This window comes from Streptomyces sp. NBC_00083 (assembly GCF_026343295.1).
Taxonomy (GTDB): Bacteria; Actinomycetota; Actinomycetes; order Streptomycetales; family Streptomycetaceae; genus Streptomyces.
Window position 1 is genome coordinate 82150 of the sequence record NZ_JAPELY010000004.1, and the last position, 26306, is coordinate 108455.

Genomic DNA, 26306 nt, shown 5'->3' on the forward strand with positions numbered 1-26306 from the left:
CATCGCAAGAACAGAGGGGGCCCTCTGTTCAGCGCGCCAGTGAGGACGCTAGCGTGGTGACACCTTTGCACACGCGGGAGCTCGGAGCACCGGGCTGAGAGGGCGCTGAATACCGTACGAACCGTACGGAAGAGGCTGCGCCGACCGCCGAACCTGTTACCGGGTAATGCCGGCGTAGGGAGTAGGTCTCATGACCGTTCAGGACACAAGCACGCCTGCCTCCAGCTCTGAGGAGAGCGGGAAGTCCATCGGCTGGCACAAGGGGTACATCGAGGGATCGCGCCCCGACCTCAAGGTGCCGGTCCGCCAGGTGCACCTCACCAACGGCAAGGCCGTGACGCTGTACGACACGTCGGGGCCGTACACCGATCCCACCATCGACACGGACGTCCGGCGCGGCCTCGCCCCGCTCCGCGAGAACTGGATCATCGGGCGCGGCGACACCGAGGAGTACGCCGGGCGTCCGGTCCGTCCCGAGGACGACGGCATCAAGCACACCTCGCCGCGCGGGGGCCTGAAGAACCTCGACGCGGTCTTCCCCGGCCGTCCGCGCCAGCCCCGCCGAGGTCGCGGCGGCCAGGCCGTCAGCCAGCTCGCCTACGCGCGGCGCGGCGAGATCACCCCGGAGATGGAGTACGTCGCGATCCGCGAGAACGTCTCCCCCGAGGTCGTGCGGGAGGAGATCGCGGCGGGTCGCGCGGTGCTGCCCGCCAACATCAACCACCCCGAGATCGAGCCGATGATCATCGGCAAGCGGTTCCTGGTGAAGGTCAACGCCAACATCGGGAACTCCGCCGTCACCTCCTCCATTGAGGAGGAGGTCGACAAGATGACCTGGGCCACCAAGTGGGGCGCCGACACGGTCATGGACCTCTCCACGGGCCGCAACATCCACACCACCCGTGAGTGGGTGCTGCGCAACTCGCCCGTCCCGATCGGCACGGTGCCGCTGTACCAGGCCCTGGAGAAGGTCGACGGCCGCGCCGAGGACCTGACCTGGGAGATCTACAAGGACACCGTCATCGAGCAGGCCGAGCAGGGCGTCGACTACATGACGGTCCACGCGGGTGTCCTGCTGCGGTACGTGCCACTGACCGCCCGCCGCAAGACCGGCATCGTCTCGCGCGGCGGCTCGATCATGGCGGCCTGGTGCCTGGCGCACCACAAGGAGTCGTTCCTGTACGAGAACTTCGAGGAGCTGTGCGAGATCCTCGCGTCCTACGACGTGACGTACTCGCTCGGCGACGGCCTGCGCCCCGGCTCCATCGCGGACGCCAACGACGAGGCGCAGTTCGCGGAGCTCCGCACGCTCGGGGAACTCAACACGATCGCCAAGCGTCACAACGTACAGACGATGATCGAGGGCCCGGGACACGTCCCGATGCACAAGATCAAGGAGAACATCGACCTCCAGCAGGAGATCTGTGAGGAGGCCCCGTTCTACACCCTGGGGCCGCTGACCACCGATGTGGCGCCCGCCTACGACCACATCACCTCCGGCATCGGTGCGGCGATGATCGCCTGGTGGGGCACCGCGATGCTCTGCTACGTCACGCCCAAGGAGCACCTCGGCCTGCCCAACCGCGATGACGTGAAGACCGGCGTCATCACGTACAAGATCGCCGCACACGCGGCGGACCTGGCCAAGGGGCACCCCGGCGCGCAGGAGTGGGACGACGCGCTCTCGGACGCCCGGTTCGAGTTCCGCTGGGAGGACCAGTTCAACCTGGCCCTCGACCCGGACACCGCCCGGGAGTTCCACGACGAGACGCTGCCCGCGGAGCCGGCCAAGACCGCGCACTTCTGCTCGATGTGCGGCCCGAAGTTCTGCTCGATGAAGATCTCCCAGGACATCAGGCGCGAGCACGGCGGCGATCTGAAGGCGGACGAGATCGAAGCGGGGATGGCGGAGAAGTCCAAGGAGTTCGCCGACGCGGGCAACCGGGTCTATCTGCCGATCGCCGACTGAGGCGATGCCTGGCGCGCGCTGTCCCGGGAGCCGGCGGCCTCCGGGACAGCGCCCCGCCGATGTCCTCAGTCCGGCTGGTGTTCGGGGCCGCCGAAGTCGGGGCTGGTGAAGTCCGGGCTGGTGAAACTGGGGTGGCCCGAGGATTCGCCCTCGTCGGGACTGCCGAAGCCCGGACGGTCGTAGCCGAGGGAGGGGATGCGGCCCGTCGGGCGGCGTGCCGGGGTCGCGGGGTCGACGCTCGGGTCGGCGAGCGCGTCGCGCAGGAACGGGTAGATGCCGCGCTCCAACAGGGCGTGGCGCCACGCCTCGCGGGCACGGGAGAGTTCCTGGACGTGTTCGTCGGGTGCGTCCGCCTCGCCGTCCTCGTCGACGGCCACGACCTGCGTCGCGCCGTTGCGCACCGCGGTGATCAGGAGGCCGACGGCGGCGGCGAGGATCGCGGCGGCGGTCAGCGCGCCGAAGAACCAGCCGGCCGTCACCATGGTGTCGGCGAAGGCGGGCACCGGCTTCAGCATCTTCAGGATGTAACCGACCAGCAGGAAGATCGCGGCCGCGGTCCCGGCAAGAACCGGGGCCAGCACCGTGACGACGGCGCCGACACCAGCGCCCAGGGGCTCCAGCGACGCCCCGTCCGGGGGCAGCAGGGCCGAGTCGTGCGCGGCGGTGTCGCCGGAGGCCTTCAGGGCTTGGCGTGTTCTGACGTAGTGGTCGTACTCCGGGGCCGCCCGCTCGGTGACGAAGGTGCCGGCGGCCAGCACCATGGTGCGCAGCTGCACGGCGTTGAGACGCTCGCCGATGGCGGAGAGACCGGGCCGTTCGTGCGCGGTGCGCAGCGCCTCGTCGAGGATCCGCTCGAACTCCTGGCGGTCCTCGGGAAGCAGGTGCGGAGCGCTGTTCATGTGCATCCCCCGATGCTCCGTAGGGCCGGGAAGCCCGCCTGGTGAACGGGCAGTTGGGCGGAAACGGAGGAGAGCCTGCTACGGATAACCCGATGGTAGAGCCGCTACGGCACGGGGTGACAGGGTGTTTCCGGAAATGGCATACCCGGCGCTTTGCGGAAGGCCTTCCCGGTCACCCCTCAGCCATGCAGCGGGAGCTGCTGGACCAGCAGTTTTCCGGCCATGGTCACGCCGCCGTCCATGGCGATGGCCAGACCGTCGGCGTACAGGTGCGGGCCCTCGACGACGGGGCGCGAGTCCTCCTCGCCGTCCTCGGTACCCACCTCGCCGAGGAGATACGGGATCGGGCTGTGGCCGTGCACCACGCGCTGCCCGCCGTATGCCGCGAGCAGCTCGCGCGCGGCCTCGGGGCCCGTACCGTCGCGGAACGCGAACCGCTTGGTGAGCTTGCGGAACAGGTCCCAGCACTCGTCGGCGTCATTGCGGTTGAGGATGGCGTGGACGGTGTCGTTGACCGCCTCGATGGAGTCGCCGTAATCCAGATAGGCGGTCGTGTCGGAGTGCATCAGCAGGTGGTCGTCCTCCTGCTCGATGGCGTCGAGCCGGGACATCCACTGGAGGTGTACGTCCTGGAGCCGGTCCATGTCGGCCTTCTGGCCGCCGTTGAGGAGCCAGGCGGCCTGGAACGTGGCGGTGCCCGCACCGGAGTTGACGGGGGTGTCGGCGAACCGCTTGGCGCCGATGAGCAGCAGCTCGTGGTTGCCCATGAGGGCCTTGCAGTAGCCGCCGGCGGCCGCGGCCTCGGCGGAGAGCCGCATGACCAGGTCGATGACGCCGATGCCGTCGGGGCCGCGGTCGGTGAAGTCGCCGAGGAACCACAGGCGCGCGGTACCGGCGCTCCAGTTGCCGGATTCGTTGATGAGGCCCTGTGCGCGCAGGGCGGCCAGGAGTTCGTCGAGGTAGCCGTGGACGTCACCGACGACGTACAGCGGGCCGGGGCCGTCGGGTGCCTGCGCGGGGGCGGGCTGCTCGACCACGGGCACCTGGACGGTGTCCCCCCGGTTGATGATCGGGAGGTCACGGGCGGTCGGCGTGTATCCCTCGGGCGGCTCATCGCCCGGATAGGGGGTTGCGCCGGGCGCCGGGCCGGGCGCCTGGGGCGCGGGCGCCTCGGGCTGCGTCACCGGGGGCTCCGCGCGGAACTCCGGGGCCGGGGGCTCTTGACCGAACTCCGGTGCCACCGGCATGGGGTGAGGTTCCGTGGCGGGCTCCATGGAGGAGAGCTCCCCCGTCGGCTCCTGGTGGAGCTCCGGGGCGGGCGGGGGCGGCCAGGCGCCCTGTTCCCCGGGTGGTGGCACGGGGTTCTGTTGTGCGTACGGCGGCACCCGGAAGTCACGCAACGTCTCCGTCCGCACGGGTCCCTGACCGGCCCCCTGAGTCATCGACCCCTCCACCACCGTCGCGCCGCCGTACACCGTGGGACCCGCCAGGTCGGGCGGGGATCCGTGGTGTCGTGCGCCCATCATAGGAATGCGCCTCATGCTGTGTGACGCACCAGGGGTGGTCAATCCGGGTGCGAGCAGGGTTCGCGGGTGGTTATGTCCCCAATGTGGCGGTCCGATCCCGGCTGATCTTCGCCCTTCCGACGACCCGGGGTCGCCCGCCACCCGGCCGGGTGGTGTCACCCGGCCGGATCTCCCTCAGTTCTGACCGGGCTGACCCGGCTGACCGGACGGGCCGGGCTGACCCGTCGCGGGCGAGCGCGGCGGGCTGACCGTGGTGCGCGGCGGACGGCGTTGGGAGGACGTCCGCACGATCAGTTCGGTCGGTATCACCTGCTCGATGGGGTGTCCGTTGTCGATCCCTTCGATCGCGTCGATGAGGAGCTGGACGACGGCCGTGCCGATGCGCCGCGGTTTGAGCGAGAGCGTGGTGATGGGCGGTTCGGTCGTGGCGTAGACGGTGGATTCGCTGCAGCACACCAGGAGGAGGTCCTCCGGTACGCGCAGCCCGTAGCGCCGGGCGGCCGCGAGCAGGTCGGTGCCGTTGGGGTCGAAGAGTCCGTAGACGGCGTCGGGCCGGTCCGGGCGGGCGAGCAGCCGGTCGGCTGCGACGGCGCCCGCACAGGGGTCGTGGGCCGGGTAGGACTCGTACACCGGGTCCTGGCCGACCCGTCCGCACCAGGTCAGATAGGCCTCGGTGGACAGGCGGGTGTAGGTGTCGGTGGTGGTTCCGGTGAGCAGTCCGATCCGGCGGGCGCCGGCGGCGGCGAGATGGTCGAGCAGGTCGAGGACGGCGGCCTCGTGGTCGTTGTCCACCCACGCCGTGACGGGCAGGCTGCCCGCCGGGCGGCCGTCGGAGACGACGGGAAGGCCCTGGCGTACGAGTTCGGTGACCACGGGGTCCTGGTCGGAGGGGTCGATGACGACGGTGCCGTCGAGGGCGACGTTCGACCAGACGTCCGCGGGGCTGCGGCGTGAGGTGGCGGGAAGGATGACGAGGGCGTAGCCGCGGGCCAGCGCGGCGGAGGTCGCGGCTCTCGCCATTTCGGCGAAGTAGGCGAATTCGGTGAAGGTGAAAGGTTCATCCCCGTAGGTCGTCACGGTCAGGCCGATGAGGCCGGACTTGCCGGTACGGAGCGTGCGGGCCGCTGCGGATGGGCGGTAGCCCAGCCGGTCTGCGACCTCGCGGACGTGGCGGCGGGTGGCGTCGGGGAGCCGGCCCTTGCCGTTGAGCGCGTCTGAGACGGTCGTGATGGAGACACCGGCGGCGGCGGCCACGTCCCGAATGCCCGCCCGCCCCAGCCGGCGACCGGTCGACCGGCTCACCTGGTGCTTCCCTGCTGCTGTCATGGCGAGCCGATAGTAGGGCGATGACGGGCGGTTGGCCCGGGTGCATATGCACGCGTTGACAGGCACGTTTCTGCATGATCGTAAACAGTCAATGACCTTGATATGCAAGGGAGTTCGAGGGTCAGGCGTTGTGGTGGCGCTTGTCGACCCCCGGGCGGCTGCCAACTGCCCGAGGTCTCGAAGAGGTCTCAACTCACCTTCACGGGTGACGCGCGCCAGGGCGCGGGCCACCGGCGCGCGCCAGGGGGAGGAGCGCTCCCCCCTGCTCGTACGCCCGCCAGGAACCGGCGCCCGTCCGCTATTCGCAGGGGAGCCGAATCCTCATAAGGTGAGGAGTATTGGATGTGTACGGAGCTGTCCGCGGCGGCGTGCACAGCATCTGTACGCGACGGTCGAGGAGGACCTGCGGTGAGCGAGACGAGCCCCAAACTGCGCGCCGAGCTGGACGGCATCCCCACCTACAAGCCCGGCAAGCCCGCTGCCGCGGCCGAGGGACCGGTCGCCTACAAGCTGTCCTCGAACGAGAACCCCTACCCGCCGCTCCCCGGCGTGATGGAGAGCGCCGTCGCGGCCGCGGGCGCCTTCAACCGCTACCCGGACATGGCGTGCACGGGGCTGATGAACGAGCTGGCCGAGCGGTTCGGGGTGCCGCACACGCACCTGGCCACGGGCACCGGCTCGGTGGGGGTGGCGCAGTCGCTCGTGCAGTCCACCTCGGGCCCCGGCGACGAGGTGATCTACGCCTGGCGCTCCTTCGAGGCGTACCCGATCATCACCCAGATCAGTGGAGCGACGTCGGTCCGGGTGCCGCTGACGCCGGGCGATGTGCACGACCTGGACGCGATGGCGGACGCGATCACCGACCGGACCCGGCTGATCTTCGTCTGCAACCCGAACAACCCGACCGGCACCGTGGTGCGCCGGGCCGAGCTGGAACGATTCCTCGACCGGGTGCCCTCCGATGTCCTGGTGGTGCTCGACGAGGCGTACCGGGAGTTCATCCGCGACGCCGAGGTGCCGGACGGCATCGAGATCTACCGGGACCGCCCCAACGTGGCCGTCCTGCGCACCTTCTCCAAGGCGTACGGGCTCGCGGGGCTGCGGGTCGGATTCGCGGTGGCCCACGAGCCGGTCGCCGCGGCGCTGCGCAAGACGGCCGTGCCCTTCGGCGTCAGCCAGCTCGCCCAGGACGCGGCGGTCGCCTCGCTGCGTGCCGAGGACGAACTGATGGGTCGCGTCGGCTCGTTGGTCTGCGAGCGGGACCGGGTGTACGGGGGTCTGGTGCAGCAGGGCTGGACCGTGCCCGAGACGCAGGCGAACTTCGTCTGGCTGCGCCTCGGGGAGCGCACGGTCGACTTCGCCGCGGCGTGCGAGGCCGCGGGCGTCGTGGTCCGGCCGTTCGCCGGCGAGGGCGTGCGCGTCACGATCGGTGAGAGCGAGGCCAACGACCTGTTCCTCAAGGTCGCGGAGGGCTTCCGCAAGCAGGTCTGACCTCCCGGGGCCGTCGCCCGGTCAGATGGCGTCGACCCGGATCGGGTCGCCGGAGCGGACCGTGGCGAGCTGCCGGGGGTCGCCGTCGATCCGGCCGAGGATGTTGCAGGGGCTCGCGAGCCGGCATTCGTCGCCGCGCGAGATGGGGGTGGGGCCGTACGGCAGCGCGAGTGCGTCGCCGTCGGTCCAGAACGCCACCGTGCCCGGCTCCACGACCTGTCGCGCGTCGGGTTCCTGGGCCAGGGAGACCGGGGTGTCGAAGTAGACCTCCTCGCCCCAGGTGTGGGCGGTGGAAACGATCGGGAGTGCCCCCGCGAGCGCCGTGCTCGTGGGGGTTTCTTCGAGGGTCGCGGTGAGGCTGCCCGCAGGCCATGAGACGCGTATCCGTAGCTGGTTCTCCATGGCGCCGAATTCAACAAGATGTTGAAAGCCTTGGGAAGGGGGTGTCCACGCCCGCCCTTCTCCGTCGATTCTCCGTGGCGCACATGTGGCGCACGCCCTAGAGGACCCCCCTGGAGGGCTCGACAACCAGTACGACATAATGCTTGTGAATGTGAACGCGTTCACAAGCGTGTCCCGCTTCCTCCCATGATCGGGGGGATTTAAGGGGCAAGCCTGTGGCTGTGACCCGGCGATGTAAGGAGAGTGCCGACGTGGACCTGGCTCTGGCGCCGGAGACCCTGGCGCGATGGCAGTTCGGCATCACCACCGTCTACCACTTCCTCTTCGTGCCCTTGACGATCTCGCTCGCCGCGCTCGTCGCCGGCCTGGAGACCGCCTGGGTGCGAACCGGCAAGGAGAAGTACCTCAAGGCGACCAAGTTCTGGGGCAAGCTCTTCCTGATCAACATCGCGATGGGTGTGGTCACGGGCATCGTCCAGGAATTCCAGTTCGGCATGAACTGGTCCGACTACTCGCGGTTCGTCGGCGACATCTTCGGTGCCCCGCTCGCCTTCGAGGCGCTCATCGCCTTCTTCTTCGAGTCCACGTTCGTCGGGCTGTGGATCTTCGGCTGGGACAAGCTGCCGAAGAAGATCCACTGCGCCTGCATCTGGATGGTCTCCATCGGCACCATCCTGTCCGCCTACTTCATCCTGGCGGCCAACTCCTGGATGCAGCACCCCGTCGGCTTCAAGCTCAACAAGGTCACCGGGCGCGCGGAGCTCACCGACTTCTGGAAGGTCCTGACCCAGGACACCACCCTGGTCGTCGTCTTCCACACCCTGACCGCCGCCTTCCTCACCGGAGGCGCGTTCATGGTCGGCGTCGCCGCCATCCACCTGCGCCGCAAGAAGCACATCCCCGTGATGCGCACATCGCTGCGGCTCGGCCTCGTCACGCTGGTGATCGGGGGACTGCTCACGGCCGTCAGCGGCGACTCGCTCGGCAAGGTCATGTTCAAGCAGCAGCCCATGAAGATGGCCGCCGCCGAAGCGCTGTGGGACGGCGAGAAGCCCGCGCCGTTCTCGATCTTCGCCGTCGGCGACGTGGCCAAGGGCCACAACGACGTCGAGATCTCGATCCCCGGCGTGCTGTCCTTCCTGGCCGACAGCAACTTCTCGTCGTACGTCCCCGGCATCAACGACGTGAACAAGGCCGAGCAGCAGAAGTTCGGGCCCGGCGACTACCGGCCCAACATCCCGGTCACCTTCTGGGGCTTCCGCTGGATGATCGGCTTCGGCATGACGTCCTTCGCCATCGGCCTCGTCGGACTCTGGCTCACCCGCAAGAAGTTCATGCTGGCGCCGGGGATGCGGACCGGTGAGGACGAAGTGCCCCATCTGGTGCTCTTCAAGAGCAAGGCGCTCGGCACCCGCCTGACCAAGTGGTACTGGTTCGCCGCCGTCTGGACGCTCGGCTTCCCCCTGATCGCCAACTCGTGGGGCTGGATCTTCACCGAGATGGGCCGCCAGCCCTGGGTCGTCTACGGCGTCCTGCGCACCCGGGACGCGGTCTCCCCCAGCGTCTCGCAGGGCGAGGTCCTCACCTCGATGATCGTCTTCACCCTGCTCTACGCCGTGCTCGCCGTGGTCGAGGTCCGACTGCTCGTGAAGTACGTGAAGGCCGGCCCGCCCGAGCTCACCGAGGCCGACCTCAATCCGCCCACCAAGATCGGCGGGGACGACCGCGACCCCGACCGGCCGATGGCCTTCTCGTACTGAGGCTGAGGAGATCGAGGCATGGAACTCCACGACGTCTGGTTCGTACTCATCGCCGTCCTGTGGATCGGCTACTTCTTCCTGGAGGGATTCGACTTCGGGATCGGCATCCTGACCAAGCTGCTGGCCAGGGACCGGACCGAGAAGCGCGTCCTGATCAACACCATCGGTCCCGTCTGGGACGGCAACGAGGTGTGGCTGCTCACGGCGGGCGGTGCGACCTTCGCCGCCTTCCCCGAGTGGTACGCGACGCTCTTCTCCGGCTTCTACCTGCCGCTGCTGGTCATCCTGGTCTGCCTGATCGTCCGCGGTGTCGCCTTCGAGTACCGGGCGAAGCGGCCGGAGGAGAAGTGGCAGCGCAACTGGGAACAGGCCATCTTCTGGACCTCGCTCATCCCGGCGTTCCTCTGGGGCGTCGCCTTCGCCAACATCGTGCACGGCGTGAAGATCGACGCGCACATGGAGTACGTGGGCGGTTTCTGGGATCTGCTCAACCCGTACGCGATCCTGGGCGGCCTCGTCACGCTCTCCCTCTTCACCTTCCACGGAGCGGTGTTCGCCTCGCTCAAGACGCTCGGTGACATCCGCCAACGCGCCCGTGCGATGGCGCTCAAGCTGGGCCTCGCCGCTGCCGTGCTGGCGCTCGCCTTCCTGATCTGGACCCAGGCCGTGGACGGGGACACGAAGAGCCTGATCGCGATGGCCATCGCCGTGCTGGCGCTGGTCGGTGCGATCGGTGCCATCAAGGCGGGGCGTGAGGGCTGGTCCTTCGCGCTGTCGGGCATCACCATCGCCGCCGCGGTGGCGATGCTCTTCCTGACGCTCTTCCCGAACGTCATGCCGTCCTCGCTGAACGACGCCTGGAACCTCACGGTCACCAACGCCTCGTCCAGTCCGTACACCCTCAAGATCATGACGTGGTGTGCGGGGGTCGCGACCCCGATCGTGCTGCTCTACCAGGGCTGGACGTACTGGGTGTTCCGCAAGCGGATCGGCACGAAGAACATCGCCGAAGCGCACTGACCGCGGGGCCGCACGGTTCGCCGGAGGCCCCACGGCCCACAGGGTGTGTTTCACGTGAAACGCACCCTGTCGGGCTCCGCCCCACTCCGACCCTCTCCGTTGGGGGATGTTTCACGTGAAACCGATCGACCCACGCCTGCTGCGGTACGCCCGCGCCACCCGCTTCTTCCTTGCCGCGGTGGTCGCCCTCGGGCTGGTCGGGGCGGGTCTGATCATCGCCCAGGCCATGCTCATCGCCGAGGTCGTGGTGGGGGCGTTCCAGCACGGTGACGACGTGGCCGGGCTGAGGACACCGCTGCTGTATCTCGTGGCCGTCGCGGTTGGTCGGGCCCTGGTCACCTGGCTCACGGAGCTCGCCGCCCACCGGGCGAGCGCAGCGGTCAAGTCGGAGCTGCGGGGCCGGCTCCTGGAGCGGGCGGCGGGGCTCGGACCGGAGTGGCTGAGCGGTCAGCGCACGGGCTCCCTGGTGGCACTCGCCACGCGTGGTGTCGACGCGCTCGACGACTACTTCGCGCGCTATCTGCCGCAGTTGGGTCTCGCGGTCGTGGTGCCGGTGGCCGTGCTTGCGCGGATCGTCACCGAGGACTGGGTCTCCGCGGCGACCATCGTCGTCACACTGCCGCTCATTCCGCTGTTCATGATGCTCATCGGCTGGGCGACCCAGTCGCAGATGGACCGGCAGTGGCGGCTGCTGTCCCGGCTGTCGGGGCACTTCCTCGACGTGGTGGCCGGGCTGCCGACGCTCAAGGTGTTCGGCCGGGCCAAGGCGCAGGCCGAGGCGATCAGGACGATCACGTCCGACTACCGCAGGGCGACCCTGAAGACCCTGCGGATAGCCTTCATCTCCTCCTTCGCTCTGGAACTGCTCGCGACGATCTCGGTGGCGCTGGTCGCGGTGGGCATCGGCATGCGGCTGGTCCAGGGTGACCTCGATCTCTCCACCGGCCTCGTGATCCTGATCCTGGCCCCGGAGGCCTATCTGCCCCTGCGCCAGGTCGGCGCGCAGTACCACGCGGCGGCGGAGGGGCTGTCCGCTGCGGAAGAGATCTTCGAGGTCCTGGAGACCCCGCTGCCCGAGGGCGGGAGGGCCGAAGTGCCCGCGGGGCCGGTCCGCATCGAAGTGGACGCCGTCACCGTGCGCCACCCCGGCCGCACCGACCCCTCCCTGGCCGACGCCTCCCTGGTCGTCGAGCCAGGCGAGACGGTCGCCCTGACCGGGCCGAGCGGCGTCGGCAAGTCCACGCTCCTCAACGCGCTGCTCGGCTTCGTGACACCGCGGGACGGCGGACGGATCCTCGTGTCCGGCACGGATCTCTCGACGCTCTCCCTCGCGCAGTGGCGCGAGCGAATCGCCTGGGTCCCACAGCGGCCCCACCTGTTCGCGGGCACGATCGCGGAGAACGTCCGACTGGCCCGGCCCGACGCGGACGACGCGGCCGTGCTCGGCGCCCTGCGCGACGCGGGTGCGCACGACTTCGTGGCCGCGCTGCCGGACGGCGCGGCCACCGCCCTCGGCGAGGGCGGCGCCGGGCTCTCGGCGGGGCAGCGCCAACGCCTCGCCCTGGCACGTGCCTTCCTGGCCGACCGGCCGGTGCTGCTGCTCGACGAGCCGACGGCCGCGCTGGACGGCGATACCGAAGCCGGCGTCGTCGAGGCGGTACGCAGGCTGGCGGTGGGCCGTACGGTCCTGCTCGTCGTGCACCGCCCGGCGTTGCTCGCGGTCGCGGACCGCGTGGTCGAACTGAGGGCCACCGACACACCGGAGCGTGCCCCGGTGCAGGAGACACCCGCCGCTGCGTCAACTGCCGCTCAGGCAAAGCCTGTTGAGACCGACGATCCTGGCGACGTATCGGGGCCCCCGGCCGGTCGCAACCCGCTGGCCCGGGTGCGTGCCGCGGCGCGCGGAGTACGCGGTCGCATCGCCCTCGCGCTGCTCCTCGGCGCGTTGGCGCTCGGCTCGGCCGTGGGCCTCATGGCCACGTCGGGCTGGCTCATCTCGCGCGCGGCTCAACAGCCGCCGGTGCTCTACCTGATGGTGGCCGTCACCGCGACCCGTACTTTCGGGATCGGGCGGGCCGTGTTCCGTTACGCCGAGCGTCTCGTCTCGCACGACGCCGTCCTGCGCATGCTCGCGGAGCTGCGGGTCGCGGTCTACCGACGCCTTGAGCGAATCGCGCCGGCGGGGCTGCGGGAGACGCGCCGCGGGGACCTGCTCGCGCGTCTGGTCGCCGACGTCGACGAACTCCAGGACTACTGGCTGCGCTGGGCGCTCCCGGCCGGCGTCGCTGTCGTCGTGTCGGTCCTGAGCGCCGGGTTCACCGCGTGGCTGCTGCCCGAGGCCGGCGCCGTACTCGCCGCGGGTCTGTTCGTCGCCGGGGTCGTGGTCCCCTGTGTCAGCGGGGCGCTGGCGCGGCGGGCCGAGCGGCAGCTCGCTCCGGCACGGGGCCTGCTCGCCACCCGAGTGGCCGATCTGCTCACCGGAACCGGCGAGCTGACGGTGGCCGGGGCCCTCGGACGCCGCGCCCGCGACGTCAAGGACGCCGATGCGACGCTGACCCGGATCGCCTCGCGGGGCGCCGCCGCCACCGCGCTCGGCGGCGGGCTCTCCGCGCTGGTGTGCGGGGTCACCGTGGCGGGCGCCGCACTGGCCGGCGTGCAGGCGGTCGCGGCCGGCCGGCTCGACGGGGTGCTGCTCGCCGTGGTGGTGCTGGTTCCGCTCGCCGCTTTCGAGGGGGTGACCGCTCTTCCGTTGGCGGTGCAGTCGCGCCAGCGGGTCCGGCGCAGCGCCGAGCGCGTCTACGAGGTGCTCGACGCGCCCGCCCCGGTACAGGAACCGCCCACGCCCGCCGCCCCGCCCGCCACGCCGTTCCCGCTGGAGCTGCGGGGCCTTCACGCGCGGTACGCGGGGCAGGAGCGGGACGCGCTGCACGACTTCGGGCTGCGCCTCACCCAGGGCATGCGGGTGGCCGTCGTCGGCACCTCGGGGTCCGGCAAGACCACCCTCGCCCAGGTGCTGCTGCGTTTCCTCGACCCCACGCGGGGCACGTACGCGGTCGGCCGGAGCGACGCGACGGGGCTGGACGGCGACGATGTGCGGCGGCTCGTGGGGCTCTGCGCCCAGGACGCGCACCTCTTCGACAGCTCGGTGCGGGAGAACCTGCGGCTCGCCCGCACCGACGCCACCGACGACGACCTGCGCGGAGCCCTGGACCGGGCCCGGCTCCTCGACTGGGTCGACGCCCTGCCCGACGGTCTCGACACCCTCGTGGGCGAGCACGGGGCCCGGCTGTCCGGCGGTCAGCGCCAGCGGCTCGCCCTGGCCCGCGCACTCCTCGCCGACTTCCCGGTGCTCGTCCTGGACGAGCCCGCGGAACACCTGGACCTGGCGACCGCCGACGCCCTCACCCGGGACCTGCTCGACCTCACGGAAGGCCGCACCACCGTGCTGATCACGCATCGGCTGCGCGGTCTCGAAGGCGTCGACGAAGTGATCGTCCTCGACGAGGGCAGGACCGTGCAGCGCGGCCCGTATGAGGATCTCGCGCTGGTCGACGGGCCGCTGCGGCGCATGCTGGAACGAGAGCGGGAGACCGAGGCCCGCCAGGACCCGACTTTCCTCGCCAAATAGGACTAACTACTCTCAAGGCATGTCAGTGCCGCGAGACCCGAAGAGACCGCCGGGCCACCAGGACGCCCAGGGCCTGGACCGCGGGGACCAGGATCCGCTCGAAGCGGCGACCCGGGCCACCCGCAGCCTGCAAGGGCTGTCCACCGAGCTCACCGCGCGGGTGCCCCAGCTCCTCGAGGCGATGCGTTCGGTGGGGACGGGCCTCGAACTGCACTCCACCCTCGACCGGATCTGCGAGACCGCGGCCGAACTCGCCGACGCGCGGTACGCGGCGATCGGAGTCGTCGACGAGGAGGGCAGGGGGCTCTCCGACTTCGTGACGTACGGCGTCAGTGAGGCCGAGGCCCTAGCGATCGGGCACCGGCCCGACGGGCACCGCGGGTTGCTCGGCTGGCTGATCCACCACCCCGAACCGCTACGGCTCGCCGAGATCTCCGCCGACCCCCGCTCGGCCGGGCTGCCGCCGAACCACCCGCCGATGCGTACCTTCCTCGGCGTCCCCATCCGCGTGCAGGGCGAGATCTTCGGCAACCTCTATCTGACGGAGAAGCACAGCGGGGGCGACTTCAACGACTACGACCTGCACATGGTGCGGGTGCTCGCCACCGAGGCCGGGATCGCCATCGGCAACGCCCGGCTCTACGAGGCGGCGCGCCAGCGCGAGCGGTGGATCGACGGCTCGGTCGCCGTCACCACCGCCCTGCTCTCGGGCGGCGACGCGGACGACGCCCTGGAGGTCGTCGCCGAACAGGCCCGCCATCTGGCCGACGCCGACGCCGGCATCGTGCTGCTGCCCGCCGAGGAGGGCGGCCTCGAAATCGTCGCGGTCTCCGCCGACAATCCGCAGGTCTCGCTCGGCATGGTGGTCCCGCCGGAGAGCCCGGTCGTGGCCAGCCTCCTCGACGGCGAGGCGGTCTTCGTCGACGACGCGGCGTCGGACCCCCGCGCGATCACCAAGTTGTCGGAGCGCTACGGGCCGAGCATGCTGCTGCCACTGCAGAGCGGCGGCCGGGTCCTGGGCGCCCTCGCCACACCCCGGGTGCTGGGCGGGCGCCCCTTCACCGAGGCCGAGCGGACGCTGGCCGGCCAGTTCGCCTCGCAGGCCGCGCTCGCCCTGATGATGGCGGAGGCCCAGCGGGACCGCGAGCGGCTCGCGGTGTACGAGGACCGTGACCGCATCGCCCGCGACCTGCACGACCTGGTCATCCAGCGGCTGTTCGCCACCGGGATGATGCTGGAGGGGGCCCAGCGCAAGTCCATCGTGCCCGAGGTGCAGGGCGGCATCGGGAAGGCTGTCGATGAACTCGACGTCACCATCCAGGAGATCCGCACCGCGATCTTCGCGCTCCAGCAGGGCCCGGCCGAGGCGCCCTCCGGGCTGCGCACCCGTGTGCTGCGGGAGATCAACATGGCGGCGGTACCGCTCGGCTTCAAGCCGGCGCATCGCTTCCTCGGCGCCGTCGACACCCTGGTCGGCGAGCTGACCGGCAAGAACCTGATCGCGGCGCTGCGCGAAGCGCTCTCCAACGCCTTCCGGCACGCCGAGGCGTCCCGGATCGAGGTCGCCGTCGACGCCACGGCCCAACTGCCGGACGGTAGCCCCGGGGTCCGGCTCACGGTCGCGGACAACGGCGTCGGTATCCCTCCCGGCGGGCGCCGCAGCGGACTGCGCAACCTTCAGCGGCGGGCCGAGGCGCTAGGCGGATCGAGCTCCTACGGCCCCGGGATCGGGGACGGCGGAGGCGGCACGACGGTCCTGTGGGAGGCACCGCTGTGACGGTCCCCGAGGGGCGTTTCACGTGAAACGCCCCTCGGGGACCGCCTCCGCCGCTGTTTCACGTGAAACGGCGGCGGCCCGCACGGACCGAGCCGTCGACGCCTCGCTCCTCGGGGGTGCTCAGAGAGCCTTGAGGATCTGCTCGATCACGACCGCGACGCCGTCCTCGTTGTTGGGGGTGGTGCGCCCGGACGCGGTGGCGAGGACATCGGGGTGGGCGTTGCCCATCGCATAGGACGTGCCCGCCCAGCTCAGCATCTCCATGTCGTTCGGCATGTCGCCGAAGGCCACCACCTCGGCGGGCGAGATTCCGCGCTCGGCACAGCACAGGGCCAGGGTCGACGCCTTGGAGACGCCGGCGCCGCTGATCTCCAGGAGTGCCGTCGGACTGGACCGGGTGACTTCGGCGCGGGCTCCCACCGCGGTACGGGCCAGCGCGAGGAAGTCGTCGGGGGCCAGCTCCGGGTGGAAGGCGAGCACCTTGAGAATCGGCTGGCCGGACGCGTCGGCGTCCTCTGCCAGCAGTTTCTCGGCAGGGGCGATGCTCGCCGCCGGGTCCATGTGCAGCGGCGGATAGGCGAGTTCGTGGTGGAAGCCGCTGGTGCGCTCGACCGCGAAGGACGTGCCGGGCACTGCCGCGCGGAGCAGGGCGACGACATCGCGCGCGGCGGGCCCCTCCAGGGGCCGTACCTTCACGAAGCGGGGTCCGTCACTGTCGCCGTGCAGATCGACGACGGCCGCGCCGTTGCCGCAGATGGCCAGGCCGTGGCCGTGCACATGGCCGCTGACGACGCCCATCCAGCGGGCCGGGCGGCCGGTGACGAAGAAGACCTCGATGCCCGCCTCCTCGGCGGCGGCCAGGGCCGCGACCGTACGGTCCGACACAGACTTGTCGTCACGCAGCAGGGTGCCGTCCAGGTCGGTCGCGATGAGCCGCGGCGTGGTCGGAATGGGGCGGATGGCCGGAGCGGGATCGGTAGCAGAGGTCACCGGCTCATTGTCCCGTATGTGAGCGCACGGGCGTGCGAGTGGCCGCACAGATGAGAGCGCCGGCCGGTGCGCCTGGATCACAGGGGGGCGTACGCGACGCTGGGGGTGCCCCGAGCCGGCCGCGCTCGGCGGGTGCGCGGATGCGGAACGAATTCGCCGCCGGGTGCGGGGAAGGCTGGCGTGATGGGAGAGATCCGGGTCGGCACCTGCTCGTGGACGGACAAGGCGCTGGTCTCCAGTGGCTGGTATCCCCGCGGCCGGCGTGACGCGGAGGGAAGACTGCGTCACTACGCCGAACAGTTCCCGGTCGCCGAGGTGGACTCCACGTATTACGGGCTCCCGAGCACCCGCAACAGCCTTCTGTGGGTCGACCGCACCCCGGAGGGCTTCCGGTTCGACGTGAAGGCGTTCTCCCTGCTCACCGGCCACCCGACGCGGCCGGAGGCGCTGCCCGCCGATCTGCGCCCGGCCCTCGCGCGGCAGCGGACGGGCAGCGATGACGGGCTGCTCGACGAGGTGTGGAACCGGTTCGCCGCCGGTCTCGAACCGCTGCGCGCGTCCGGCCGCCTCGGCACGCTCCTCTTCCAGTTCCCGCCCCGGCTCGCACCGGGGCAGGCCGCCGCGGAGTTCCTCCGCCGGTGCCGTGAGCGGGCCGAGGGGTGGCCGATGGCTGTGGAGTTCCGGCACCCCGACTGGTGGCGCGCCGACCGCGTCGAGGCGACGACCGCCCTCCTGTCGGAGCTGGGCACGGCCGCCGTCGCCGTGGACATGGTGCAGACGCTCCCCACCTCAGTGCCACCGGTCGTGCGGGTCACCAGCCCGGAGCTTGCCCTGGTGCGTCTCCACGGTCGCAACAGCGCGTGGGGTACCGGCAGCAAGGAGGAGCGGTTCCGCCACGAGTACACACCCGAGGAGCTCGCCGAGTGGGCGCCGCGCGTCCGTGCGATGGCCGAGCAGGCCCGGGAGGTGCACGTCCTGTTCAACAACTGCTGCGGTGATGCCGCCGTGCGGGCCGCCCGGTCGATGCGGCACCTGCTCGGCTCTCGTAGGGTCGTGCCATGCGACTGAGCACTGTGATCCTGCCGATCGACCGCTGGCACGACGGTGGCCGCGACACTTGGCTGCGCGCCGAGGAGCTGGGCTTCCACACGGCGTACACCTACGACCACCTGTCCTGGCGGACCTTCCGGGACGGCCCGTGGTTCGGCGCGGTCCCCACACTCACCGCCGCCGCTGCCGCCACCACGCGGATGCGGCTCGGCACGCTGGTCACCTCGCCGAACTTCCGCCACCCGGTGACGCTCGCCAAGGACCTGCTCACCCTCGACGACGTCTCCGGTGGCCGGCTCACCCTCGGGATCGGCGCGGGCGGCAACGGCTTCGACGCCACCGTGCTGGGACAGGAGGCGTGGACGCCGCGCGAACGGGCCGACCGCTTCGGCGAGTTCGTGCCGCTGCTCGACCGGCTGCTCACCGAGGACTCGGTGACGTACGACGGCACCTTCTACTCGGCGGTCGAGGCGCGCAACATCCCCGGCTGCGTCCAGCGGCCCAGGATCCCCTTCGCGGTGGCCGCGACCGGTCCGCGCGGGCTGAAGCTGGCCGCGCGGCACGGGCAGGCGTGGGTGACCACGGGCGATCCGAAGCTGTTCGAGTCCGGCACGCCCGAGCAGTCCCTCGACGCGATCTCAGGCCAGCTCAAGAAGCTGGGCGTGGCCTGCGAGGAGATCGGCAGGGACGCGGACGAGCTGGACAAGATCCTGCTCACCGGCTTCACCCCGGAGCCGAGGCGTCACCTGGAATCTCTCGACGCCTTCGTGGACTTCGCCGGCCGGCACTTCGAGCGCGGCATCACCGAGATCGTCCTGCACACACCGATCCCGGACTCCGACTTCGCCGCCGACCGGCAGGTCTTCGAGCGGATCGCGACCGAAGGGCTCGCGCAGCTCGGCGGCTAGGGCAGTGGTCAGCCCTACCTGCCGCGGGCCCGCGCGCTCATCCAGGGGGTGAGCGCGCCCAGCGGGACCAGCTCCTTGTAGGTCTCGTCGCCGGGAAGGGGCACGACCAGCCACCAGCCGGGCGGGAAACGACGGCCCTTGACGTGGGCGATCCCACCGTAGAGGGAGCGCAGGAACGCCGGCACGTGGTCGCGCGGGACATCGTCGAACTGCACACCGTCGACGGTGATCTGGGCGTCGTCCTCCGGATACACCCGTACGGTCACGGACGGGGATCCGCCGAGTTCGACGAATGCCTCGTGCGGCAGCGATCCGTCCGGGTCGAGCACCGTGAACGCGCCGGCGGAGGTGCGCCGTGAGGTGCGGTCGGCGCCGATGTCGTCGGTGACCTCGACCTCCAGCCGGTGCTCGGCGGCGATCAAGCGAATCGCGCCGACCACGGACTCGGTGGTGGGCAGTCGCGGATAGATCATGACGCCGATCATGCCAAGCGCGGGCTCAGCCCGGTAGCCGGATGTACCGCGGCGGCACCGCGCCGGTGAGCCAGACGCCGTTGGCGCTGACATGGAAGACGTGGCCGGCGCGGTGCATGGCTCCGGCGTCCACGCTCAGCACCACGGGCCGGCCGCGGCGGGCGCCGACCCGGCCTGCGGTCTCCCGGTCGGGCGAGAGGTGGACGTGGTGACGGTCCATCGGTCGCAGGCCTTCGGCACGGATCGCGTCCAGGGAGCGGGCCACGGTGCCGTGGTAGAGGTACGCGGGCGGTTCGGCGGGCGGCAGGTCCAGGTCGACGGCGACGGTGTGGCCCTGGCTGGCCCGGATCCGGCCGCCCTCCACGGCGAAGCGCCGCTTGTCGTTGGTGGCGACCACATGATCGAGCTCGGCGCGGGTGATGGGGAAGCGGTGCGCGGCCGCTGCCCGCAGCAGCACGTCGATCTCCACCCAGCCGTTCGGGTCGAGCGCGAGACCGATCCGTTCGGGCTGATGGCGCAGGTGTTTCGACAGGTACTTGGACACCTTCACGGTGCGTCTGTCGTCCGGGAGGAGTCGCGCGTCGTCGTGCGGCGGCTCCTGCGGGGTGTGTGTCATGGCGCAAGGGTGCCGGGCGGCGCTCGCGCACGGCACCCCAATTTCCTTGCGGGCGCACTCCGTCAGGGCGGGCTCCGTCAGGGCGCGATCTGCTGCGCGGCCCATCGCGCCCACTCCTCGTGCATGGCGCTCAGCCGCTTTCCGTACTCCAGGGCGAGGCGGCCGTGCACCGAGATCCCGTCGTCGTCCCAGTCGATGGTCGCCTCCGCGTGCTTGAGGCCCGCGAGTTGGCGGGCCGAGCGCTCGGCCTCGGTGAGCAGATACGTTTGCGCCTCGATACGCGTGAGCTCGCCGAGGAAGAAGACCCGGAGCAAGGAGTCGCTCCGGCGGGTGCGGGCCGGCTCCACTTCGGTGAGCCAGTGGCGCAGCTCGGCGCGGCCCGCGGTGGTGATCGCGTATTCCTTGCGCCCGCGCGGGCCTTCGGCGGAGACCTCGACCAGCGTGGCGTCGGCGAGTTTGCCCAGCTCTCCGTAGACCTGGCTCTGCGTCGCCGACCAGACGTGGGCGAGCGAGGTCTCGAACAGCTTCATCAGGTCGTAGCCGCTGGCCGGACGGTCGGACAGCAGGCCCAGGACTGCGTGGCGGAGGCTCATGCGGACCACTCTACCTTCCACTCTTGACACGTCAATCGAGGAACCTCTACATTCGACATGTCGAAGTTGGAATGTGGAGCCGGGTGGAGACACCCGGAACAAAGGGGGACTCCCATGAACTACCTGCGCGGCTTCATCCCGTGGATCGTCTTCGCCGCCGTCGGCAGCGCGCACTGGCAGTGGGGCGCCCTCGCCGCCCTCGTCACGGCCGCCTACCTCTTCGCCATGGACCGCAGGCGCGGGGTGCCCACCGACTCCCTGATCCTGGAGCAGTCCACGATCGCCTTCTTCGCCGTCTTGAGCGTCATAGCGTTCGCCGCCACGGACAGCGGGCTGCGCGAGTACGGCGGTGCGCTGGCCACCGGCTGGCTGGCGCTGACCGCCTGGGCCACGCTCGCCGTCCGCAAGCCCTTCACCACCGGAATCGCCAAGCGGCAGGCGCCGCGCGAGGTGTGGACCAACCCGGTGTTCCTCCGGATCAACGTGGTGCTGACCTCGGTCTGGGCCCTCGCCTTCACGCTGACCGCCCTGGCCCTCGCCGCCATCGACGCGGAGTCGCTGGGCAGCACCGCCTCGATCGCTGCCCAGGTCGCCGGCTTCGCCATCCCGGCCGTCATCACCGCCCAGTACCCGGAGCGCGCCCGCCGCGCGGCCGTCCACAAGGGGGCCTGACCATGACATCGACGCGCGGTACCGCGACGACGCGGGCACAGGCGACGCCGGCCGCGTACCTCGCGGGCAACTTCGCCCCGGTCCCGGAAGAGCTGACCACCTACGAGCTGCCGGTCACCGGCGCCATACCGCCGGAGCTGTCCGGCTGGTACGTCCGCAACGGCCCCAACCCGCAGGACGCCGCGTCGCCGCACTGGTTCTTCGGGGACGGGATGGTCCACGGGGTGCGACTCGAAGGCGGCAGGGCCCGCTCCTACCGCAACCGCTGGGTGCGCACCTCCACCCTCACCGAGGGGGCGCGGGTCCACGACCGGGAGGGCAACGCCGACCTCACCGCCGGTGTCGCCAACACCCACGTGGTGCGGCACGCCGGCCGCACCCTGGCCCTGGTCGAGTCGTCCTTCCCGTACGAGCTGGACTGCCGGCCCGGACACGAACTGGAGACGCTGGGGGCGTACGACTTCGACGGGCGGCTCACCACCGCCATGACCGCCCACCCCAAGACCTGCCCGGCCACCGGGGAGCTGCACTTCTTCGGGTACGGCATGATGCGCGAGCCGTTCCTCACCTATCACCGTGCCGACGCGCGGGGCGAGTTGGTGGTGAGCCGGCCCGTGGAGGTGCCGGCGGCGACGATGATGCACGACTTCCACCTCACCGCCGCCCATGTGGTGTTCATGGATCTCCCCGCGGTCTTCGACCTGGAGACGGCGATACGGCCCGGCGGCGGGCTGCCCTACCGCTGGGACGCGGAGCACGGGGCGCGCCTGGGCGTGCTGCGCAGGGACGATCCCTACGGCGAGGTGCGGTGGCTGCCGATCGACCCCTGCTACGTCTTCCACGCCCTGAACGCGTATGACGAGCCGGGCGACGGCGCCGGGCGCGGGGAGCGGATCGTGCTGCACGTGGTGCGGTACGAGCACTTGGGGGCCGGGCGGCCCTCCCTGTGGAAGTGGACGCTGGGCCTGGGTACCGGAGTGGTCCACGAGGAGCAGGTCGACGACCGCGTGTGCGAGTTCCCCCGGATCGACGACCGGCTGGCCGGTGTGGAGGCTCGCTTCGGGCATGTCACGGTGGCGCAGTCACCGTCGTCCGGGCCCATACCGGGGGCGCTGCTCCGGTACGACCTGCGGACGGGAGCGGTCACGCGGCACGACTTCGCGCCGGGGCGGACGCCGGCCGAGGCGGCGTTCGCCCCGGCGGACGACCGGCCGGGTGGTCCGGGCTGGCTGCTCAGCTATGTCTACGACGCCGCCAAGGACGCCAGCGATCTCGTCATCCTGGATGCGGACAACCTCGCGGCTGCGCCGGTCGCGACGGTCCATCTTCCGCAGCGCGTGCCGTTCGGCTTCCACGGCAACTGGCTCCCGGACCGCTAAAACGTGACGTCAATCACCCTTCAGAGCACGCCAGTTGCGTTTGTTCCACAGTGAAGTCCGGTTATCCACAGGTATTTTGGCGCGACTGTGGACAAGTGGCGCCCTATTTAGGGTATTTGCTCAATATGTCGTCAATGGACGTGAATTGCGTGATCAGCGATCCGCACCTGTCCCGCGTTGACCCGACAGGGCGTCCAGCGTCCTTGCCTGCAGCTCGCGTTCAGTGGCGGCGGCGATGAACGCGGCGACGTTGTCCTGCCCGACCAGGGCCTGAACGGCCCGGAGCGTGGGGGCGGGCAGTGTCACGGGGGCGGGGTCCGGTTCGGACGGTGCGGCAGCGGGGGCGCCCAGGTGCTTCTGGAGATGGCGAGTGGCGAACAGGCGCATGGCGCGGGCCAGTTCGGCATCGACCGTCTGCTGGGCCAGGGGGCGCAGTCGGCGCACCAGATCGGCCGCCTCGGTGGCGTCCATGTCGGTCGGGGGGTGGGGTCCCAGGTAGCGGGCGAAGACATGTTCCGTGGTGAAGTCGAGGAAGCGGGCCGCGATGTGCTCGACCTGGCCGCGCAGTTCGCGCAGGTGACCGGAGATGGCGGCGAGCGGGACGCCGGCGGCGTGCAACTCGGCTGCCACCGCCAGCTCTTGAGGGCTGGGCACGAGGAATTCGGTGTCGTTGTCCGGTATGCGTTCCAGGATGCCGAGCTCGACCGCTTCGGCGACCGCGTCGTCGTCGGGATCGCCGCCGAAGGTCGCGTCGAGATCCGCGCGGGAGATCCGCGCCGCCTCCTCGTCGGTCCACGGCCCGTCGACCTCGACGACGAGGCCGAGCACGCCGCCGAGCCCGCGGCCGGCGTCCCAGGCCTCCAGGAGCTCCTTGATGGAGGCCAGGGTGTAGCCGCGGTCGAGCAGATCGGCGATCTGGTGCAGCCGGGCCAGATGGGTGTCGCCGTACACGTTGGAGCGACCGCGCCGCTCGGGCCGGGGCAGCAGTCCGCGGTCCTGGTAGGCGCGGATGGTGCGGACCGTGGCGCCGCTGGCGTGCGCCAGGTCCTCGATCCGGTACTCGGCCGGAGCCGGGGGCTGCGGCGCCACCTGCTGAACTGCTGACTGCCCGGACAAACCCACTCCCTCTAACCCAGGGCGGCGCGGCCCACCGCGCCCGCCGCCGCTCGGGCCGCCGGCGAGGTCGCGAGGTATTCGACGGCCTTGCGCAGGGAGCCCTCCTGCGAGGGATGGTACGACCGGCGCAGGTAGCGGGGTATGGCCGAGCCCAGCTCCTTCCAGGTGGGCAGCAGACCACGGCGTACGGCCCGGTTGTGCTCACGCAGTGAATAGCGTGCCCGGCCCGCGAGTTGGGGGTCGTGCCGGATCAGATAGGAGGCTCCCCACGCCCACAGCCACAACAGCACCGGGGCGACGACGGCCATCCCCTCGATCCGGCGGGCGTACCGGGGCAGGCCCGCGCCGCCGCAGTGCTGGTACATGTCGAAGGCGACGGCCCGGTGCTCGACCTCCTCCGCGCCGTGCCAGCGCAGCAGATCGAGCATGACCGCGTCGCAGCCGGCCCCGTCCAGGCCCTCGGCGTCCAGCACCCACGTGCCGAGGACGGCCGTGAACTGCTCGATGGCGGCGATCAGCGAGAGCCGGAAGCGCAGCCATTCCTGCGTCGGGATCGGGGCGCCGAACGGCGGCGCCTCGCCGAGGAGCTTCTCGAAGAGGAAGTCGACGTGCCGCGTGTAGGGCTCCGTGTCGAGCCGCTGGCGTGCCAGATGGTCCAGGACGTAGGCGTGTTGCACGCTGTGGGTGGCCTCCTGGCCCATGAACCCCTTGACGTCCTTGAGCAGCACCGGGTCGGTGACCAGCGGCAGGGCCTCCTTGAACACCTTCACGAACCAGCGCTCGCCCGCCGGCAGCAGCAGGTGCAGCACATTGATGACATGGGTGGCCGTGGGCTCGTCCGGTATCCAGTGCAGCGGCGTCCCGTCCCAGTCGAACGAGACCCGGCGCGGGGATATCGGGTGGTGCTGCTCGCCCTGCGGGCCCTCTCGGCGCTCCGTGCTCACAGCGGCGGCTCCAGCCGGGCGATCGCGCGCAGTGCCCTCGGGGTGAACCGGGACATGAGGTGGGCGCCGCGCGCCTCGGGTGTCACCGGCACCACCGCCTGGTTCTTCACCACGGCGCGCAGGATCGCCGAAGCGACCTTATCCGGCGGGAAGTTGCGCAGTCCGTACAGGCGCGAGGTCTTCTTCTGGAGGCGCTTCTCCTCCGTGGCGTCCGCCCCGGCGAAGCGCGTGGTCGAGGTGATGTTGGTGTTGACCAGGCCGGGACAGATCGCCGAGACACCGATGCCCTGTCCGGCCAGTTCGGCGCGCAGGCATTCGCTGAGCATCAGGACCGCCGCCTTCGAGGTGCTGTAGGCGGGCAGCGCGCGGGAGGGCTGGTAGGCGGCGGCCGAGGCGGTGTTGACGATGTGGCCGCCCTGCCCGCGGTCGGCCATCTGCTTGCCGAAGATGCGGCAGCCGTGGATGACGCCCCACAGATTGACGTCGAGGACCTTCTTCCAGTCCTCGGCGGTGGTGTCGAAGAACGAACCGGAGAGCCCGATCCCGGCGTTGTTGACCAGGACGTCGACGATGCCGTACTCGGAGGCCACCTTCGCGGCGAGCTTCTCCATCGCCTGCTCGTCGCTGACGTCGACGGCCTCGCCCCAGGCCTCGGGCGCGCCGATCAGGCGGGACATCTCGGCGGTCCGGATGGCGCCCTCGGCGTCCCGGTCCACGGCGACGACGCGCGCCCCCGCCTCGGCGAACGCGAAGGCCGTGGCGCGGCCGATGCCGCTCGCGGCGCCCGTCACCAGGACGAGCTGCCCGCCGAACCGGTCGGCGTGCGGTCCCGTCGCGACGGCGTCCTGCGCCGGGATGCCGTCCTCGTTGGCGCGCACGAACTCGCTGATCCAGGAGGCGAGTTGGTCCGGCCGCGTCCGCGGCACCCAGTGCTTGGCCGGCAGGGTGCGCCGCACCAGGCGGGGCGCCCAGTGCTCCAGGCCGGCGGAGAGCTTCGGCGAGAGGAAGGCGTCGTCGAGCGGAGTGATCAGCTGGACGGGCACATGCGCGTACGCGTCGGGGCGGGGGCGGCGCAGCCGGGTGCGGACGTTGTCGCGGTAGAGCCAGGCGCCGTGCGCCGCGTCCTGCGGCAGCGAGCCCGTGGGATAGCCGTCGGCGGCCACCTTCTCCACCCGCTGAAGGATCTTGGGCCACTGCTTGCCCAGAGGACCGCGCCAGGCGAGCTCGGGAAGGACCGGTGTGTGCAGCATGTACACGTACCAGGACTTGGCGCCCTGACCGAGCAGTTGGGCCGTCGCGCGCGGTCCCGGGCGGCGCATCCGCTGCTTGATCCAGTGGCCGAAGTGGTCGAGCGAGGGGCCCGACATCGAGGTGAAGGAGGCTATGCGGCCCTCGGTGCGCTCGACGGTCGCGAACTCCCAGCCCTGCACCGACCCCCAGTCGTGGCCCACCAGATGGACCGGCCGGCCGGGGCTGACCGCGTCCGCGACCGCCAGGAAGTCGTCGGTCAGCTTCTCCAGGGTGAAGCCGCCGCGCAACGGCGCCGGCGCGGTGGAACGGCCGTGGCCGCGGACGTCGTACAGCACCACGTGGAAGTGTTCGGCGAGCCGCCGGGCGACCTCGGACCACACCTCCTTGCTGTCGGGGTAGCCGTGCACGAGCACCACGGTCGGCTGGGCGTCGTCGCCCAGTTCCGCCACGCACAGCTCTATGCCGCCGGTCCGCACCCAGCGCTCGCGCGGCCCCTCGATATGCCCGTTCGTCACG

21 protein-coding genes and 1 riboswitch are annotated in these 26306 nt (G+C 70.9%); of the genes, 10 read left to right on the plus strand and 11 right to left on the minus strand.

Features of this window, described 5'->3' with window-relative positions; genetic code table 11:
* Window positions 1–63 precede the first annotated feature (63 nt).
* Window positions 64–198: riboswitch (TPP riboswitch) on the plus strand.
* Complete coding sequence (gene thiC / locus OOJ98_RS30490) at window positions 191–1969, plus strand: phosphomethylpyrimidine synthase ThiC (RefSeq protein ID WP_267058356.1); 1779 nt, start codon at window positions 191–193, stop codon at window positions 1967–1969. (Overlaps the previous riboswitch by 8 nt.)
* A gap of 65 nt (window positions 1970–2034) precedes the next feature.
* Here the strand turns inward: thiC and OOJ98_RS30495 are convergent, their stop codons facing one another.
* The 3 genes from OOJ98_RS30495 to OOJ98_RS30505 form a co-directional block, all read right to left on the minus strand.
* Window positions 2035–2874 carry a hypothetical protein gene (locus OOJ98_RS30495; protein WP_267058357.1) on the minus strand — a complete coding sequence of 280 codons (840 nt, stop codon included), beginning with the start codon at window positions 2872–2874 and terminating at the stop codon, window positions 2035–2037.
* Window positions 2875–3047: 173 nt separating this feature from the next.
* The gene (locus OOJ98_RS30500) at window positions 3048–4325 is read right to left on the minus strand and encodes a metallophosphoesterase (RefSeq protein ID WP_267058719.1); all 1278 of its coding nucleotides are present in this window, start codon (window positions 4323–4325) and stop codon (window positions 3048–3050) included.
* 243 nt (window positions 4326–4568) lie between these two features.
* Window positions 4569–5720 carry a LacI family DNA-binding transcriptional regulator gene (locus OOJ98_RS30505; protein ID WP_267058358.1) on the minus strand — a complete coding sequence of 384 codons (1152 nt, stop codon included), beginning with the start codon at window positions 5718–5720 and terminating at the stop codon, window positions 4569–4571.
* Window positions 5721–6128: 408 nt separating this feature from the next.
* Between OOJ98_RS30505 and hisC the strand changes: the two genes are divergently transcribed.
* A complete protein-coding gene (gene hisC / locus OOJ98_RS30510) occupies window positions 6129–7211 on the plus strand; it encodes a histidinol-phosphate transaminase (protein WP_267058359.1) in 1083 nt (360 codons plus the stop codon).
* A 21-nt stretch (window positions 7212–7232) separates the two neighbouring features.
* Here the strand turns inward: hisC and OOJ98_RS30515 are convergent, their stop codons facing one another.
* Window positions 7233–7613 carry a cyclophilin-like fold protein gene (locus OOJ98_RS30515; protein WP_267058360.1) on the minus strand — a complete coding sequence of 127 codons (381 nt, stop codon included), beginning with the start codon at window positions 7611–7613 and terminating at the stop codon, window positions 7233–7235.
* 251 nt (window positions 7614–7864) lie between these two features.
* Between OOJ98_RS30515 and OOJ98_RS30520 the strand changes: the two genes are divergently transcribed.
* The 4 genes from OOJ98_RS30520 to OOJ98_RS30535 all read left to right on the plus strand — a co-directional run bounded on the left by OOJ98_RS30520 (window position 7865) and on the right by OOJ98_RS30535 (window position 15798).
* On the plus strand, window positions 7865–9373 hold the full coding sequence (locus tag OOJ98_RS30520) for a cytochrome ubiquinol oxidase subunit I (protein ID WP_267058361.1): 1509 nt from the start codon (window positions 7865–7867) through the stop codon (window positions 9371–9373).
* A gap of 18 nt (window positions 9374–9391) precedes the next feature.
* Window positions 9392–10393, plus strand: coding sequence for a cytochrome d ubiquinol oxidase subunit II (cydB, locus tag OOJ98_RS30525; RefSeq protein WP_267058362.1), 1002 nt, complete (start codon window positions 9392–9394; stop codon window positions 10391–10393).
* 115 nt (window positions 10394–10508) lie between these two features.
* Window positions 10509–14021: a thiol reductant ABC exporter subunit CydD gene (cydD, locus tag OOJ98_RS30530; RefSeq protein ID WP_267058363.1), complete on the plus strand. Its 3513-nt coding sequence runs from the start codon at window positions 10509–10511 to the stop codon at window positions 14019–14021.
* 19 nt (window positions 14022–14040) lie between these two features.
* On the plus strand, window positions 14041–15798 hold the full coding sequence (locus OOJ98_RS30535) for a GAF domain-containing sensor histidine kinase (protein ID WP_267058364.1): 1758 nt from the start codon (window positions 14041–14043) through the stop codon (window positions 15796–15798).
* Window positions 15799–15918: 120 nt separating this feature from the next.
* Here OOJ98_RS30535 and OOJ98_RS30540 read toward each other — a convergent pair whose 3' ends face one another.
* Window positions 15919–16788: an HAD-IIB family hydrolase gene (locus OOJ98_RS30540; protein ID WP_267058365.1), complete on the minus strand. Its 870-nt coding sequence runs from the start codon at window positions 16786–16788 to the stop codon at window positions 15919–15921.
* Between the two features lie 183 nt (window positions 16789–16971).
* On the opposite strand from OOJ98_RS30540, the gene OOJ98_RS30545 reads away from it, so the two are divergent.
* Both OOJ98_RS30545 and OOJ98_RS30550 read left to right on the plus strand, forming a co-directional pair.
* Window positions 16972–17856: a DUF72 domain-containing protein gene (locus OOJ98_RS30545; RefSeq protein WP_267058366.1), complete on the plus strand. Its 885-nt coding sequence runs from the start codon at window positions 16972–16974 to the stop codon at window positions 17854–17856.
* Entirely contained in the window at window positions 17847–18746 is a 900-nt protein-coding gene (locus OOJ98_RS30550) for an LLM class flavin-dependent oxidoreductase (protein WP_267058367.1), read from the plus strand. The genes OOJ98_RS30545 and OOJ98_RS30550 overlap by 10 nt, the downstream gene beginning before the upstream one ends.
* 14 nt (window positions 18747–18760) lie before the next feature.
* Here the strand turns inward: OOJ98_RS30550 and OOJ98_RS30555 are convergent, their stop codons facing one another.
* From OOJ98_RS30555 to OOJ98_RS30565, 3 genes are all read right to left on the minus strand, one after another.
* Window positions 18761–19219 (minus strand): hypothetical protein, encoded by a 459-nt coding sequence (locus tag OOJ98_RS30555; RefSeq protein ID WP_267058368.1) that lies wholly within the window; start codon window positions 19217–19219, stop codon window positions 18761–18763.
* A gap of 25 nt (window positions 19220–19244) precedes the next feature.
* A complete protein-coding gene (locus OOJ98_RS30560; RefSeq protein ID WP_267058369.1) occupies window positions 19245–19835 on the minus strand; it encodes an RNA 2'-phosphotransferase in 591 nt (196 codons plus the stop codon).
* 77 nt (window positions 19836–19912) lie between these two features.
* On the minus strand, window positions 19913–20428 hold the full coding sequence (locus tag OOJ98_RS30565) for a PadR family transcriptional regulator (protein ID WP_267058370.1): 516 nt from the start codon (window positions 20426–20428) through the stop codon (window positions 19913–19915).
* A gap of 114 nt (window positions 20429–20542) precedes the next feature.
* Between OOJ98_RS30565 and OOJ98_RS30570 the strand changes: the two genes are divergently transcribed.
* A complete protein-coding gene (locus tag OOJ98_RS30570; protein WP_267058371.1) occupies window positions 20543–21100 on the plus strand; it encodes a hypothetical protein in 558 nt (185 codons plus the stop codon).
* Between the two features lie 2 nt (window positions 21101–21102).
* Entirely contained in the window at window positions 21103–22479 is a 1377-nt protein-coding gene (locus OOJ98_RS30575) for a carotenoid oxygenase family protein (protein ID WP_267058372.1), read from the plus strand.
* A gap of 153 nt (window positions 22480–22632) precedes the next feature.
* On the opposite strand, the gene OOJ98_RS30580 is transcribed toward OOJ98_RS30575, so the two are convergent.
* The 3 genes from OOJ98_RS30580 to OOJ98_RS30590 are packed head-to-tail and all read right to left on the minus strand — an operon-like array spanning window position 22633 to window position 26305.
* Entirely contained in the window at window positions 22633–23595 is a 963-nt protein-coding gene (locus tag OOJ98_RS30580) for a MerR family transcriptional regulator (RefSeq protein ID WP_267058373.1), read from the minus strand.
* Window positions 23596–23606: 11 nt separating this feature from the next.
* Window positions 23607–24539: a metal-dependent hydrolase gene (locus OOJ98_RS30585; protein WP_267058374.1), complete on the minus strand. Its 933-nt coding sequence runs from the start codon at window positions 24537–24539 to the stop codon at window positions 23607–23609.
* Window positions 24536–26305, minus strand: coding sequence for an SDR family oxidoreductase (locus OOJ98_RS30590; protein WP_267058720.1), 1770 nt, complete (start codon window positions 26303–26305; stop codon window positions 24536–24538). The genes OOJ98_RS30585 and OOJ98_RS30590 overlap by 4 nt, the downstream gene beginning before the upstream one ends.
* Between the last annotated feature and the right edge of the window lies 1 nt (window position 26306).